We start from the raw sequence: 13,360 nt of genomic DNA, 5'->3' as shown, positions 1-13,360 counted from the left end.
GCGACGGGTCGCACGAGGGGGCACCGAAGATGGGCTGGCTGGCAGTGGGCGACAGGTACGAAATCGCCCTGGTGGAAGGCAAGGTGGCAGCACGCGCTGTCACCGGTCGGGCCGCGGGGCGTCCTTTGAAGGCCCTTCCCAAGGGCTTGCGGGAACACCCGGAGGTGGACCGGCTGCGCCGGCTCTCCGAATGGCTGGACCGGCACGCCGCCGCCTGCGTGGCGCAGGTGGACGGCTGGATGGTCTCCTCCCTGCCCGTTCCCACCGCCCTGCTCGCCCGGGTCTGGCCCGACGAGGCCTGGCAGGGCGCGCTGCGCGACGCCGTCGTCGTGGGCGACGACCCGGACGAGGCCGGCTTCCTGCGCGACGCCACCGCCTCCGGGGAACTGCGCGTGGTCAACCTCGACGGCGAGACGGTCCGACTGTCCGCCGCCACGGTGACCCTGCCGCACCCGGTGCTGCTCCCCGACCTGGAGGACGTACGGGAGTTCGCCGCGGAACTGGGTGTCGTCCAGCGGGTCGAGCAGATCCACCGCGCGACCTGGACCAGGCCGGCGGACCTCGCGGCCGACACGACCGAGGTGCGCGACTTCGCCGGCGGCGGCTACCCCTCGAGGTTCCGCCTCGCGGCCCGGGCCACCGGCCTCGGCTACCGGGTCTCCGGCGGGTACGCCACTTGCACCGTCAGCGACGCGGGACGCAGGCTCGAGGCGGCCGTCTGGATCGGCGAGCCCTACTGGGACGGCGACTCCACCACCGGCGCCCTGACCTGGCAGGACGAGGAGGGCCGCGCCGTCCCGCTGGGCGAGGTCGGCCCGGTCGCCTGGTCTGAGGGGATGCGGATGGCCGCCGCGCTGTACGCCGGCCGCCGGATCGAGGAGGGCGGCGCATGACCACCCCCGCCACCGGCACCACCACCCACATCGTCACCACCACCGACACCACCACCGGGACCATGGACACGAAGACGAACGGCGACAGCGCCGCCACCACCCAGGAGCGCATGCGCGCGTCCGAACTGCTGCTCAAGGCCGGAGCGGTGCTGCCCGTGGGCACCCGGGACGCCGGCCCCGAGGCCGTGGACCTCACGGCCCGGACCTACCGCCACCCCGGGCTCGCCGACGACCGCGTCGTGGTCCGGCTCGCCCCCGCCGAACTCGCGGCCGCGGAGGACCTCTCCGCCGGGTTCCTCGGCCTGGTGCCCGACGGCGAGCCGGCCGTGGTCGGCGTCGGCCGCCGCCAGAGCCTCGGATTCCCCGAATGGGTTCTCGTCCACCACCCCGCGGACGGCCACCACGCCCTGGCCCTCGTACCCGAGCTGGAGCGCGTGGCCCGGCAGGCCGCGACCAAGCCCAAGGCCGCCATGGAGGCCTGCCAGGAGATCGCCGGCCGGCTGGCCGCCGCCGTCCCGCACTTCCTGCCGGTCTTCCTCGAGCAGGCCGGACGCCTCTTCCTGGCGGTGGAGAACCCGACCTACGCCGCGCAGCTGTTCACCCGGGCCCGCAAGAGCGAGGCCACCCACGGCCTGGCGGTGGACCAGGACCGGCTCGACGCTGTCTTCCTGGAGTTCGCGCTCGCCGGCGCCCTGCCGGTCCGCGTGCTCACCGGCTACGCCAACGACCTGGCGGCGCGCCTGCCGGCCACGGAGGCGTACGAGCGCTTCCGCCGCCTGTGCGTGCGGCGCACCGCGGGCGGCATGGCCCCCTCCGCCCAGGCGGCCGTCGCCCTGCGCCGCCTGGCCCGGGCGGCCGGCCTCGACGCCGCGGAGGCCGAACAGGACTACCTCGCCGACCTGCTGCCGCTGCCGGCGACCCTCCGGGCGGCCACCGGCTGGTGGAAGGCGCACCGCAGCGCGCTGGTCGCCCTGGCCCGCCGCACCCCCGCGGTGCGCGGCACCCTGCTGTCCGCCACGCCCGCGTGCGAGGGCGACAACGGCGAACTCTCCGCCCTCTGGCTGGACATCCTCGACGAGTCCGGCGCCACCGCCGGCCTGCTGTCACCCTCCGTTCCGGCCGAAGAAGCCAGCCCGGACGGCACCGCCCGCTGGCTGGAGCGCTTCCACACGGCCCGGCACTCCGGATGGGGCTCCCGCCCGACCCTGCCGCTGCTGCTCGACCTCGTCGAGCGCTGTGCCGACCGGCTGCGCGCCGAACTCGCCGAACCGGGACGCGAGACGGGCCTGCGCATCGGCGTCCAGGACGTCGACCTGCTGGACCTGCTGCTGGCCCTCGACCTGCCGGTCGTCGCGCCGGGCCCGCAGGACGCGCTGGACCTGGACGACTGGGCGCGGGCCGAGCGGCCCCGCGACCTGCTCGGCCTGGCCGCCGACGAGCGGTTCCGGCCCGCGTTCCGGCGCGCCGCGTACGCCCTCAACGGAACCGACCAGAGCAAGACCGTCCTGCGCCGCCTGGCCGCCGCCCCGGGCGGTCGCCCGCTGCTGGCCGAGTGGGTCGCCGACGTGGCGCGCTCCTGTTCCGACACCGGCCTGCCGCTGTTCCCGCAGGCCGTCGAGCGCCTCACGTGGCTGCCCGCGGAGGCCCTGGCCCTCGCCGAGGAGGAGGTCGCCGCCGCGGCCGCCACGGACCTCGGGGCCCTCGCGGGCCGCACCCTGCGCGGTGGTCTCTTCGAGGAACTCACCTGGCCCGCCTGGGAGGAAGCGCTCGCCGAGCTCGCCCCCCGCCCCGACTCCCCGGAGCTCACCGTCCTGACCGCGTGGCCGCACCTGATCGTGGCCAACCGGCACCAGGTACGCGTGATCGACGCGGAGTCCACCGTCCTCGTCCACGACCTGCGCATCCCCGGCAACGACCAGCGCAACGTGGGCTACCACTACGTCGACGGCGCGCTCTTGGTCTGCTGGCGCTCCTGGCAGGGCGGCGCGGACACGCAGGCCTACTGGCACACCGCCCCGGACGACGTGTTCACCCTCGACACCGGCCAGCAGGCGTGGCGCCTGACGCTCGACCAGGTCGGGCTGCCCCTGCCCGACGGCGGCCGCACCACCGGCGCGGGCGTCCTGCACCGCGGGGACACCCGGCTGCCCCAGGAGCGCCCGGTCATCACCGACGGCCGGTCCTACTGGACCTGGGACACCGAGGAGAAGCCGGTGGGCTGGCGGGAGTACGACCCGGACGGCGGCACGAGCGGCCGACGGTCCCTCCCCGGCTTCCTCGCCGACGCCCTCGACGGCCACCCCGAAGGCAGCTTCCTGGCCGAGCGGTCGAGCTGGCTGCGCCCCGTGCCCGCCGTCCCCGACTCCGTGCTCGGCGCCCCCGCGGACGGCCTCCTGGGCTGGCGCGTCGTGCACGTACCCGACCAGGGCTGGCGGGCGGCCGACACCGCCGGCCGCACGGTCCGGGTGCCCGAGGGCGGCGAGATGCCCCTCGCGGCGCTGGTCCTCCCCGGTGACGACCGGCCCCGGGCCCTGGCCGAGACCTGGCAGGAGTTCCGGCTCACCGACCCCGAGGGCGCCGTCACCGCCCGCTCGCGCTGGCACGACGGCTACGGGTCCCGCTCCCGCACCTCCAAGCTCCCGCCCGCGGACCACTGGTTCTGCCTGCGTCCGCGCGACCCCGAAGGCTCCCTCGACCTGCGCGCGGTGGACGCCGGACGGGCCGGCGCGCTGTTCACCGCAGCCGTCGCGGCCTCCGACGCCGCCGGAGAGGAGGCGGCCGACCGCACCGAGGCGCTCGCCGCCGCGGTCCGCGCGGCCCTGCCCGACGTCTGCGACCCCCTCCTGGTCCGGGGCGTGGTCGACGTGCTCGCCTTCGCGCTCGCCCAGCGCACCGCCCTGGAGCGGATCGCCGCACGACTGGCCGCCGGCCCGCACGGCGACACCGACGCGCGGACCCCGGAAGGCCCCGAGGACCGGGTGCTCGACCAGGCCCTGTCCGGCCTGACCGGAAGCGTCCGCCACCGGTGGGGCGGTGGCGAGGCCGATGCGGTCTTCCGCGCCCTGCGCGCGTTCGCCGACGCGGCCGCCGACACCGAGGCCGTGGCCGTACCCGGACGGCTGCACTGCCAGCTGCCCGCCCTCCCGTACTCCGTCCTGGCCTGGACCCCGCTGCTCGAGCACCCCGCCGCCCTCGCCTACCGGGCGGTCGCCGCCGGCACCGCCGACGAACACCGCGGGGCGCTGCTGGCCCTGCTGGCGCGCATCGACGGGCTGGGCCTCGCCGCCGCCACCGGCCGGTGGCGCCGGCAGCGGGTGCACCTGGCCCAGCGCCACCTGCGCCGCCCGGACGGCGGCGAGTACAGCGCGTACCACCGCAGCGTCCTGCCCCTCGGCGGCGGCGGGTTCCTCGCCACCACCGAGCACTGGCAGCAGGTGAGCGACGGGATCGTGCTCGAGGCGCTCCGGTACGACCCCGCCGGCACGTGCGCCGTGCCCGAGCCCTACACGTCCCGCGGCGACGGCCCGCTGGGCGACCCCGGACGCCCCGTCGACTGGCTGACCCGGTTCCTGGACGAGGCCGACGGGCGCGGCCCGGCGCCCTGGCTCCCCGAGGCGGCCGAGGAGTTCGCCCGGCTCACCGGCGTGTCCACCACCCTGGCCCGACTGGTCGTGGCCGGCCTGCCGCACGTCGACGACTACGAGCGCAGCTTCCTGCCCACCGAGCAGCGCACCCTGCTCGGCGTCAAGGTCACCGAGGCCGCCACGGCCAAGGAGGAGCTCAAGCAGCTGACCGCCGAGGTGCGTCGCGAACTGGTCGCCGCCCTGCTCCCCACCGACCCCGCCGGGCTGTGGACGCACGGACCGGACGCCGCCGCGGCCGCCGAGGTGTGGAACCGGCGCGTCGGCCGCCGCACGCCCGTGCCCGAGTGGCTCGTCACCGAGGCGCACCGCGGCATCAGGGCCCCCTGGCCCGCCCTGCGCTCCCTGACCGCCGTCCTCGATCCGGCCGCCTCACCGGCACTGGGCACCGACGTCCCGTGGGAGGTGAAGGGCGACCGTGCGCAGCCGCAGGGCCCCGAGGGCGCCGAGGTCTTCTCCGCCGACGTCCTGACCGGCGCGGTGGCCATGACCGCCTGGCTCGCCCACCGACTCCCGGCCGGGGACCCGGTGCGTGCCCTGCTGCCGCCGGCGCTCACCGCGATCCGGCAGCGGCTGGCCGCCCCGGAGCTCCTGCTGACCCTCTGCGGGTACGCGAACCTGCCCGCGTTCCGCAAGGCCGCGGGCGCGCCCACCCGGACCACCGAGCGCTACGAGCAGTACGGGGCGGTGGTGATGGCCACCCACGACAGCCAGCCCATGCCGGCCCTCGTCCCCGCCCTGCTCGACTCCGCGGGCGGTGACCCGTACGTGCCGCTGCTGCGCGGCGCCGACCAGCAGCCCTTCCCGGTCGAAACGGCGTTGCGGCTCGTCTCCGGCGGCCGCTTCGCCGAGCTGCTCGCCGACCCGGGCACCCCCGCGGCCGGCCCGGCGCCGGACGGGGACGGCACGTGGTGGCCCCAGGACCCGACCCGCTCGGTGCCCGACCTCGTCGCCGAGGCTGCGGCCGGGCACGGCCTGGGTGCGGACGCCGCCGCCCTGTACCTCATGCTGCTGGCGATGCCCGACCCCACCGACCGCAACACCGCCCGGTGGACGGGCTGGAAGCCGGCCCGGATCCGGGCCGCCCGCGCCGAACTGGCCGACACCGACCTCGTGGTGACGGCCCGCCGGACCCGCGCCGGGCGCAGCCTGTTCCTGCCGGGCGGATGGGTGGAGCCCGCCTCGCCGTGCCTGCCGGTGGAGGAGTGGAAGGCGCCCCTCTACGAGCTGCTCGCCGGCCGCACGGCCCCGCTCGGCGTGATCGTGCCCACCGAGCCCGTCGCCGACCTGTACCGCAGGGCGTGGCAGCGCGTCCGCGAGGGCGACGTACCGCGCTTCGCGGAGCTGACCGTGCGCCGGCGCGGGCGCCGCCGCTGAACGGGCGCCGGCCCGCTCCCGACCGGAGCGGGCCGGCGACCGGGCGTCCGCTCCTTCGCACCGACGCCCCCGCCCCCTCCGTCTTCCGACGACCACCCGCCCGATCCACCTGATGAGGACCCGATGACGACCGTCGCCCCACAGCCCCCGCAGCCCGCTGCCGCACCCGCCGCCCGGCAGGTGCTCCCCGCCGAGGAGCGGTACGCCGCCGAACTCGCGTTCCTCGCGGCCCAGGACACCGGCCCCCGCCCGCCGGGCTGGGCCCTGACCCCGCGCGCCGTGGTCACGTTCGTCTGCGGCAGCGGCGGCGAGGAGCTCGCCCTGCCCCGCCGCCGCGCCGGGCTGCCCGCCAAGCTGGCCATCAGCCCGAAGTTCGTCGGCGAGCGCGCCCTCGTGGAACGCTGCGTGGTCACCCTCGCGGGCGAGCGCGGACTGCTGCTCGTCGGGGACCCGGGCACCGCCAAGTCCCTGCTGTCCGAACTGCTGTCGGCCGCCGTCTGCGGCACCAGCGCCCTCACCGTCCAGGGCACCGCGGGCACCACGGAGGACGCGTTCCGGTACGGCTGGAACTACGCCCTGCTGCTCGCGCAGGGACCGACCCCGCAGGCCCTGGTCGACTCCCCGGTGCTCACCGCCATGCGCACCGGCCGCGTGGCCCGGATCGAGGAGATCACCCGCTGCCTGCCGGAAGTGCAGGACGCCCTCGTCTCCCTGCTGTCGGAGCGGCGCGTCATGGTGCCCGAACTGACCGCCACCGAGGACGCGGTGGTCAGCGCCGCGCCCGGCTTCACCGTCATCGCCACCGCCAACCTGCGCGACCGCGGCGTGTCCGAGATGTCCGCGGCCCTCAAGCGGCGCTTCAACTTCGAGACGGTGCAGCCCATCCCCGACGCGGACGCCGAGGCCGCCCTGGTCCGCCGCCAGGCGGTCGCCGCGGTGGAGCGCGCCGGGGCCGCCTTCGCGGTCGACGACGCGGTGCTGGACGCGCTGGTGACCGTCTTCCGCGACCTGCGGGGCGGCCGCTCCGCCGAGGGCTGGGACGTGGAACGGCCCGGCACGGTGATGTCCACCGCCGAGGCGGTGCAGGTGGCGACCTCGCTCGGGGTGGCCGCCGCGTACCTCCCCGGCGGTGACGTCCTGGACCTGCTGCCGGGCCACCTGCTCGGCGTGGTCCGCAAGGACGACCCCGCCGACCACGACCGGATGCTCGGCTACTGGGACGGTCCGGTGCGCCGCCGGGCCGAGGAGGGCTCCGCCATGTGGCGCCGCCTGTGGGACCTGCGCGGGAGCCTGCGGTGACGGACCTGACCCAGCAGACCTCCGAGCCCCGCGACGGCGGGGGAGCGGGCCCCGGCGACGGGCCCGGCGCCGCCGTCGACGCCCTCGGTGCCTGCCGCGCGCCCTACCTGATCGGCGTACGCCACCACAGCCCGGCCCTCGCCGCGGTCACCCCCGCGTTGCTGGACGCGGCCGGCGCGCAGGTCGTGTGCGTGGAACTGCCCGTCGACTTCCAGGACTGGCTGGAGCACCTGGCCGATCCGGAGACCAGGGCGCCGGTCGCCCTGGCCGGCATCGGCCCGGCCGGCCTGCCGGCGTTCTATCCCTTCGCGGACTTCTCGCCCGAACTGGCCGCGATCCGCTGGGCTCGCGAGCACGGGGTGGAGGTGCTCTGCTGCGACCTGCCGCTGGCCGACACGGGCTGGACCGGGCCCGAAGCGGACGTGGTGGCTCCGGGAGCGGGGGAGGCCGCGGAGGTCGAACGGGCCGCGCAGGGCGCGGCGGCCGGAGCGGGTGGGCGCGCGGCGGACGCCGCGACCCCGGCCGCCGGGCGTTCCTTCGCGGAAGCCCTCGCCGCGGCCGGTACGGGACGCGACGGCGAGGACCTGTGGGACCGCGCCGTGGAGGTGCTGGCCCCGGGCTGCACGCCCGAAGCGGTCCGCCGCGCCGCCCTCGGCGTGGGCTGGGCCCTGCGCCGCGACGCCGAGGCCGACGGCACCGTCCCCGCGCGGGACCTGGCCCGTGAGGCTCACATGCGGCGGGTGATCCGCGCCGCCTCGGCGGGCGGCCGCACCGTCGCGGCGGTCGTCGGCGCCTTCCACGCGCCTGCCCTGACGGCCACGGACGGCCAACGCCCGGATGTGGAAGGGCTGTTGGGGGCCACTGCTCCGTCCGACGCCGGTGACGCTGCGGTGGGTGGGGCCGGGCCCGATGGCGAAGGCGCTGCAGTGGGCGGGTCTGGGTCGGGCGCCGAAGACGGTGCGGTGGGCGGGTCCGGATCCGTACCGAGGAGCAGGACCGGCGCCGACACCCGGCCCGGCTCCGTCCGGCTTCCGGGCGGCGGCGCCGCGACCGCCCCGGCCGACCCGGCACCCGTGACGTCCCTCGTTCCCTACTCCTTCGACCTGCTCGACTCCCGCTCCGGCTACCCCGCGGGCATCCGCGACCCCCTGTGGCAGCAGGCCGTCCTGCGGGCGGCCGGCGACCCGGAGCGGATACACGGGGCCGCCGCGCGCGTCGTCACGGCAGTGTGCCGCGAACTGCGCGACGCCGGGCACACCGCCGGCACCGGGGAAGCCGCCGAGACCCTGCGGCTGGCCGGGGACCTGGCCCGGCTGCGCGGCCTGCCCGCGCCCGGGCGCGCCGAACTGGTCGAGGCCGTCACCACCGTCCTCGGACAGGGCGAGCCGCTCGGCCGCGGCCGGGCGCTGGCCCGCGCCCTGGAAGCCGTCCTCGTGGGCACCGACCGGGGACGGCTCTCGCCCCGCACCCCGCGCTCGGGCCTCGGGCCGTCCGTGGAACGGGAACTGGCCGCCCTGCGCCTGCCCCGTCCCGAGGACCCCGCCCCGCGCGAGATCCGCCTCGAGCCGCTGCGCTCGCCCACCGACGCCCGGCGCGAGGTCCTGCTGCAACGCCTGCTCGTCTGCGGCGCCTCGTACGGAGAGCCGCTCAGGGTGGCGGCCACCGGCGACGGCACCGCCCTCGGGACCAAGTGGCGGCTGTCCTGGACCCCCGCCGTGACCGCCCGCCTCGACCTCGCCGGCGTACGCGGCGTCACCGCGGCCCAGGCGGCCGCCGGCACCCTGCGCGCCACCGCACGGCAGGAGGCCGCCGAGGGCGGCCCGACCTGCGCGCAGATCCTGACCGGCCTGGGGGACGCCGCCCGCTGCGACCTGCCCGACCTGGTCGCCGTACGGCTCGCGGAGGCCGCCGAGGTGCTGCCGGGCTGCGCGAGCCTGCCCGAACTCCTCCAGGCGCTCGACCTGCTGGACGCCCTCCACCGGGGCCACCTCCCCGGTACCGGCCCCGAGGCCCGTGCCGAGGCGGCCGCGCTCGCCGCGGTGCTCCTCGAAGCGGCGGTGCGCACGCTGCCCGGCCTGGCCGGCAGCGACGAACCGGCGGACGCCGCCGCGCTGGTGGCCCTGGCCGACCGGGCCGCCGCCCACCACCTCGGGCTGCGCCTCGACCAGGCGCTGGCGGCGCTCGCGGACACCGGCTCGCCCTTGATGCAGGGCGCCGCCCTGGCCGTACGGGTGCTGCTGCACCTGGAGCCGACGGCCGACCTCGGCTCCCGGGCCGCCGGCTGGATCGACACCGCGACCGACGCCGAGGGCCGCCGCCGGCTCACCCGCCGTCTGAGCGGCCTCCTCGCCGCCGCCGGACCGCTGCTCCAGACGTCCGCGGACGCCCTGGACCCCGTGCTCGACCGGGTCGAGGCCCTGGCCGACCGGGAGTTCCTGGACCGGCTGCCCGCACTGCGCGGCGGGTTCGACGTTCTGGCGCCCGCCGCGCGCGGCCGCCTGCTGGACGCGGTGGCCGGCCGGCTCGGCGACCGGCTGGACCTCTCCCTCGAGGCGCCGCCCGCACTGCTCGCCCTGTGGGCGGCCGCGGATGCCGCGGGCGCGGCCGCGCTGAAGGAGTTGGCCCTGCCCGACGCAACGGGACCGCGCGTGGAGGGCGTCACCGGGGCGCCTGGGGCGGGTGTACCGGTCGACGGGCCCACCGCTCCGACCCACCGCCACGTGGTCTCGGCCGACGGCTCCGCTGGTCCGTGCACCGTCTCGGCCGACGGCTCCGCTGGCCCGTCCACCGCCCCGGCCGACGGCCCCGCCGGTCCGTCCGACGGGCCGCGGATCGGTGCGGCCGACCGGTGGCGGCTGCTGCTCGGTCGCGAGCACGACCGGCTGCCCGCCGCGTCCCGGCGCCACGCCCGCGCCCTGGACGAGCTGTACGGGGCCGGGCGCGGCGAAGGCGCCGCCGACCTCGACCCGCACGGTGCACCGGGCGCGGGCGGGGGACAGGAGGCCGCCTTCCCCACGGCCCGGGAGTGGGCCGCGGAACTCGAGGCGCTCTTCGGGTCCGACGTCCGGGAGGAGGTGCTCGCCGCGGCCGTCGACACGGGGCGCACCGACGTGCTGGCCGAGCTCGACCCGGCGTCCGTGCGCCCGTCGGTGGACCTGCTCGCCTCGGTGCTGTCGCTGGCCGGCGGCCTGCCCGAGCACCGGCTGGCCCGGCTGCGGCCGCTGGTCAGGCGACTGGTCGAGGAGCTGACGAAGCAGCTGGCCACGCGGACGCGGCCGGCGCTGTCGGGACTCACCACCCCGCGTCCGACCCCGAGGCCGGGCGGGCGCCTCGACCTCGCCCGTACCTTGAGGGCCAACCTGGCCCACACGCGCAGGCTGCCGGACGGCAGCGTGCGCGTCGTGCCGGAACGGCCGGTGTTCGGCACCCGGGTGAGCCGGGAGGCCGACTGGAGGCTGGTCCTGGTCGTCGACGTGTCGGGCTCCATGGAGGCGTCGGTGGTCTGGTCCGCGCTGACGGCCGCGGTCCTGGCCGGCGTACCGACGCTGTCGACCCACTTCCTCGCCTTCTCCACCAGCGTGGTGGACCTGACCGACCGCGTGGACGACCCGCTGTCGCTGCTGCTGGAGGTACGCGTCGGCGGCGGTACGCGCATCGCGGCCGGTCTCGCGCACGCCCGCTCGCTGATCACCGTGCCCAGCCGGACGCTCGTCGTGGTGGTCAGCGACTTCGAAGAGGGCTACCCGGTGAGCGGGCTGCTCGGCGAGGTCCGGGCGCTCGCGTCCTCCGGGGCCCACCTGCTGGGCTGCGCCGCCCTCGACGACCGGGGTACGCCCCGCTATTCGGTCCCGGTCGCCCGGCAGCTCGTCGCCGCCGGGATGCCGGTGGCCGCCCTCAGCCCGCTCGCCCTCGCCCGCTGGGTGGGCGACCGACTTCGTGGAGAAGCCCGTTGACCCCCGACCCGAGCGTGCCCGTCGCCACCCTCCCGCCGGTCGCACCGGCCGTCCTCGCCGAGGCGGTCGAGTCCCTGACCGCCCGGCTGCGGAAGAAGCTGGACGCGGCGATCGCCGACTGCGGCGCCGACGCGGTGGCCGCCGCGGACGGTTCGGTCTCGGTCCGCTTCGGCGAGGACGCCGTGGTGACCGTCCGCCCCGGCCCTTCGGGCGTGGTCACCGCTGCCGAGGAGGCCGTGTGCGGCTGCCTGCTGGCACCGCGCTGCCTGCACCGGACCGCGGTCCTGGGCGCGGCTCCGATCGCCGACTCGGATGCCGGATCTGGTGTTGGTTCGGCCGCTGGTTCGGATGTCGGTTCGGATGTCGGTTCGGCCGCCGGTTCGGCCGCCGGTTCCGGCGCCGACCGGGAGGCCGGAGCGGGCGCCGCGCGTTCGGGTGCTGGATCCGGCGTGGGTCCGGATGCCGGATCTGGCGTTGGTTCGTCTGCTGGCTCGGGCGCCGGGTCCGGTGCCGACGTCCGGCCCGAGCCGCTGGGCCCGGCTCAGACGGCCGCGGCCGGTGCCCTGTGGCAGGTGGCCGCGACGGCCCTGGCCGCCGGCGTGCCGGCCGCGGGCGCCGTCGTCCAGGCCGAGCTCCTGCGGGCCGCGCACACGGCCCGGGTGGCCGGCCTGCCCCGGGCCGAGGCGGCCACCCTGCGGCTGGTCCGCGGACTGCGGGCGGCCCGCGACCGCAGCTCCGCCCTGCGGCTGTCCGACCTCGCCGGCGCCTTCCTGGACGTGCTGCGCATCAGCTCCGCCCTGGCATCGGGCACCGCCGACCCGGACCTCGCGGGCCGCGGCCGCCGTGCGTACCTGCCCGGCGGCAGCCTGCGCGTGCTCGGCCTGTGCCGTGAGCCGGTGCTGTCCGCCACGGGGTACGGCGGTGTCGTCACCCACCTGCTCACCCCCGAGGGCGCCCACCTGTCCCTCGCGGACGTCAAACCGGGCGGCCTCGCCCGGACCCGGGGCGCCGGTTCCGCGCCCGTCGCGCTCGGCGGCGCGGTGCTCGACCACGCCGGACTGGCCCGCGGGGGCCTGCTCGTCGTGGGCGCCACGGTCTCCTCCGACGGCCGGCTGGGCGCCGGGCGCGGCGTGAAGGCCACCCCGCTGCGCGGCGTCCCCTGGTCGGAGGGCCCGGCCGCGGCCCTGTTCGCCCGCCCGGCCGCCGAGGCCGTCGCGGACCGGCTGGCGGCCGCCGCGCTCGGGGCCGGTGACGGAGCCGGGCTGCTCGGGTGCGACGTGGAGGTGGTGGGCGCCGCGGGCGAGAGCCTGCTGGTGCGCGAACTGGCGCCGGAAGGAGCGGTACGGGACGGGGCCCCGGTGCTGCGGCTGCTGCCCGCCCACCCGCACCCGGAGCTGGGCCACCTGGCCAACCTGCGGCGCCTGGCCGGCCACCCGGGCCTGCGCCTCCGGGTGCTGGGCCGTCCCGACCTGGACCGGGCGGCGACCCTGCGCCCCCTCGCGGTCGGGCCCGTCCCCGGTGACCCGTACACGCTGCGGCTGCCCGAAGACCGGCTCGGACGTGTCGACCTGGGGTACGACCGCCTCCAGGGCGACCACTTCCCGGCCGCCGCGCCGGGGTCGGCGGCGCCCGTGGTGGTCGGACCCGGTCCGGACCCGTTGGCGGACTCGCCGTTGTGGCGGGTACGGCGGCTGCTGGAGACAGGGGTCGCGGGCGGGCGCCGGGCAGTGGCCGAGGCGGCCCGGGGCGGTGAACCGGTCAGTCGCCCCGACGTGCTGCGGCGTGCCGGCTTCGGCACGGCGGCCGACCTGGCGCAGGCCCTGGCCGCCCAGGCCGACCGGCGTACCCGCGACGTCTTCGGCCGCCTCACCGATTCCTCGGCCGACCCCTACGCCCGGGCCTGGCTGGCCGCCGCCGTCCACCTGTCGGCGGCCGAACGGCACCTCGTCGCTGCGTCGTGGGCTTGACGGGCGGTGTTCGGTGGCGGTCTACGGGCGGAGCCTCTTGTGGGGGTGGGGGTGGGGGTGGGGGTGTGGGTGGCGGTGCAGTGAGCCTGCTGCGGGGTCCCGTGGTGTGTGGGTCCCCTCGGCGCTTGACAGGGGTGGCCTGCAGGCCCTGCGGCAGGCCCACCCCGGAGGCAAGGGGCTTCGCCCTGGCCTTCGGCCACCTCCGGCCCGGGCCTGCCTCCGGACCAGCC

5 protein-coding genes are annotated in these 13,360 nt (G+C 77.7%); all 5 read left to right on the top strand.

Translation table 11 applies throughout. The features are described 5' to 3' along the window. Positions 1-29 precede the first annotated feature (29 nt). The 5 genes from ACIQCH_RS15310 to ACIQCH_RS15290 all read left to right on the top strand — a co-directional run bounded on the left by ACIQCH_RS15310 (position 30) and on the right by ACIQCH_RS15290 (position 13,130). Positions 30-893, top strand: coding sequence for a DUF4132 domain-containing protein (locus ACIQCH_RS15310; protein ID WP_402581149.1), 864 nt, complete (start codon positions 30-32; stop codon positions 891-893). Then, positions 890-5,911, top strand: a complete 5,022-nt coding sequence (locus tag ACIQCH_RS15305; RefSeq protein WP_402581148.1) for a DNA-binding protein — start codon at positions 890-892, stop codon at positions 5,909-5,911. The genes ACIQCH_RS15310 and ACIQCH_RS15305 overlap by 4 nt, the downstream gene beginning before the upstream one ends. Before the next feature lie 123 nt (positions 5,912-6,034). Further along, positions 6,035-7,210, top strand: coding sequence for an AAA family ATPase (locus tag ACIQCH_RS15300; protein WP_402581147.1), 1,176 nt, complete (start codon positions 6,035-6,037; stop codon positions 7,208-7,210). 5 nt (positions 7,211-7,215) lie between these two features. Then, positions 7,216-11,163 carry a DUF5682 family protein gene (locus ACIQCH_RS15295; RefSeq protein ID WP_402581282.1) on the top strand — a complete coding sequence of 1,316 codons (3,948 nt, stop codon included), beginning with the start codon at positions 7,216-7,218 and terminating at the stop codon, positions 11,161-11,163. Beyond that, the gene (locus tag ACIQCH_RS15290) at positions 11,160-13,130 is read left to right on the top strand and encodes a hypothetical protein (RefSeq protein WP_402581146.1); all 1,971 of its coding nucleotides are present in this window, start codon (positions 11,160-11,162) and stop codon (positions 13,128-13,130) included. The genes ACIQCH_RS15295 and ACIQCH_RS15290 overlap by 4 nt, the downstream gene beginning before the upstream one ends. Positions 13,131-13,360: the final 230 nt, after the last annotated feature.

It is taken from the genome of Streptomyces sp. NPDC093225, assembly GCF_044753805.1.
Classification (GTDB): Bacteria; Actinomycetota; Actinomycetes; order Streptomycetales; family Streptomycetaceae; genus Streptomyces.
The sequence above is the reverse complement of the archived record's forward strand: the minus strand, read 5'-3'. Positions and strand labels throughout refer to the sequence as shown.

Bases quoted from the DNA above. Each gene is read 5' to 3' on its own strand.
- ACIQCH_RS15310 (WP_402581149.1), top strand. From the start codon at position 30: ATGGGCTGGCTGGCAGTGGGCGACAGGTACGAAATCGCCCTGGTGGAA.
- ACIQCH_RS15305 (WP_402581148.1), top strand. From the start codon at position 890: ATGACCACCCCCGCCACCGGCACCACCACCCACATCGTCACCACCACC.
- ACIQCH_RS15300 (WP_402581147.1), top strand. From the start codon at position 6,035: ATGACGACCGTCGCCCCACAGCCCCCGCAGCCCGCTGCCGCACCCGCC.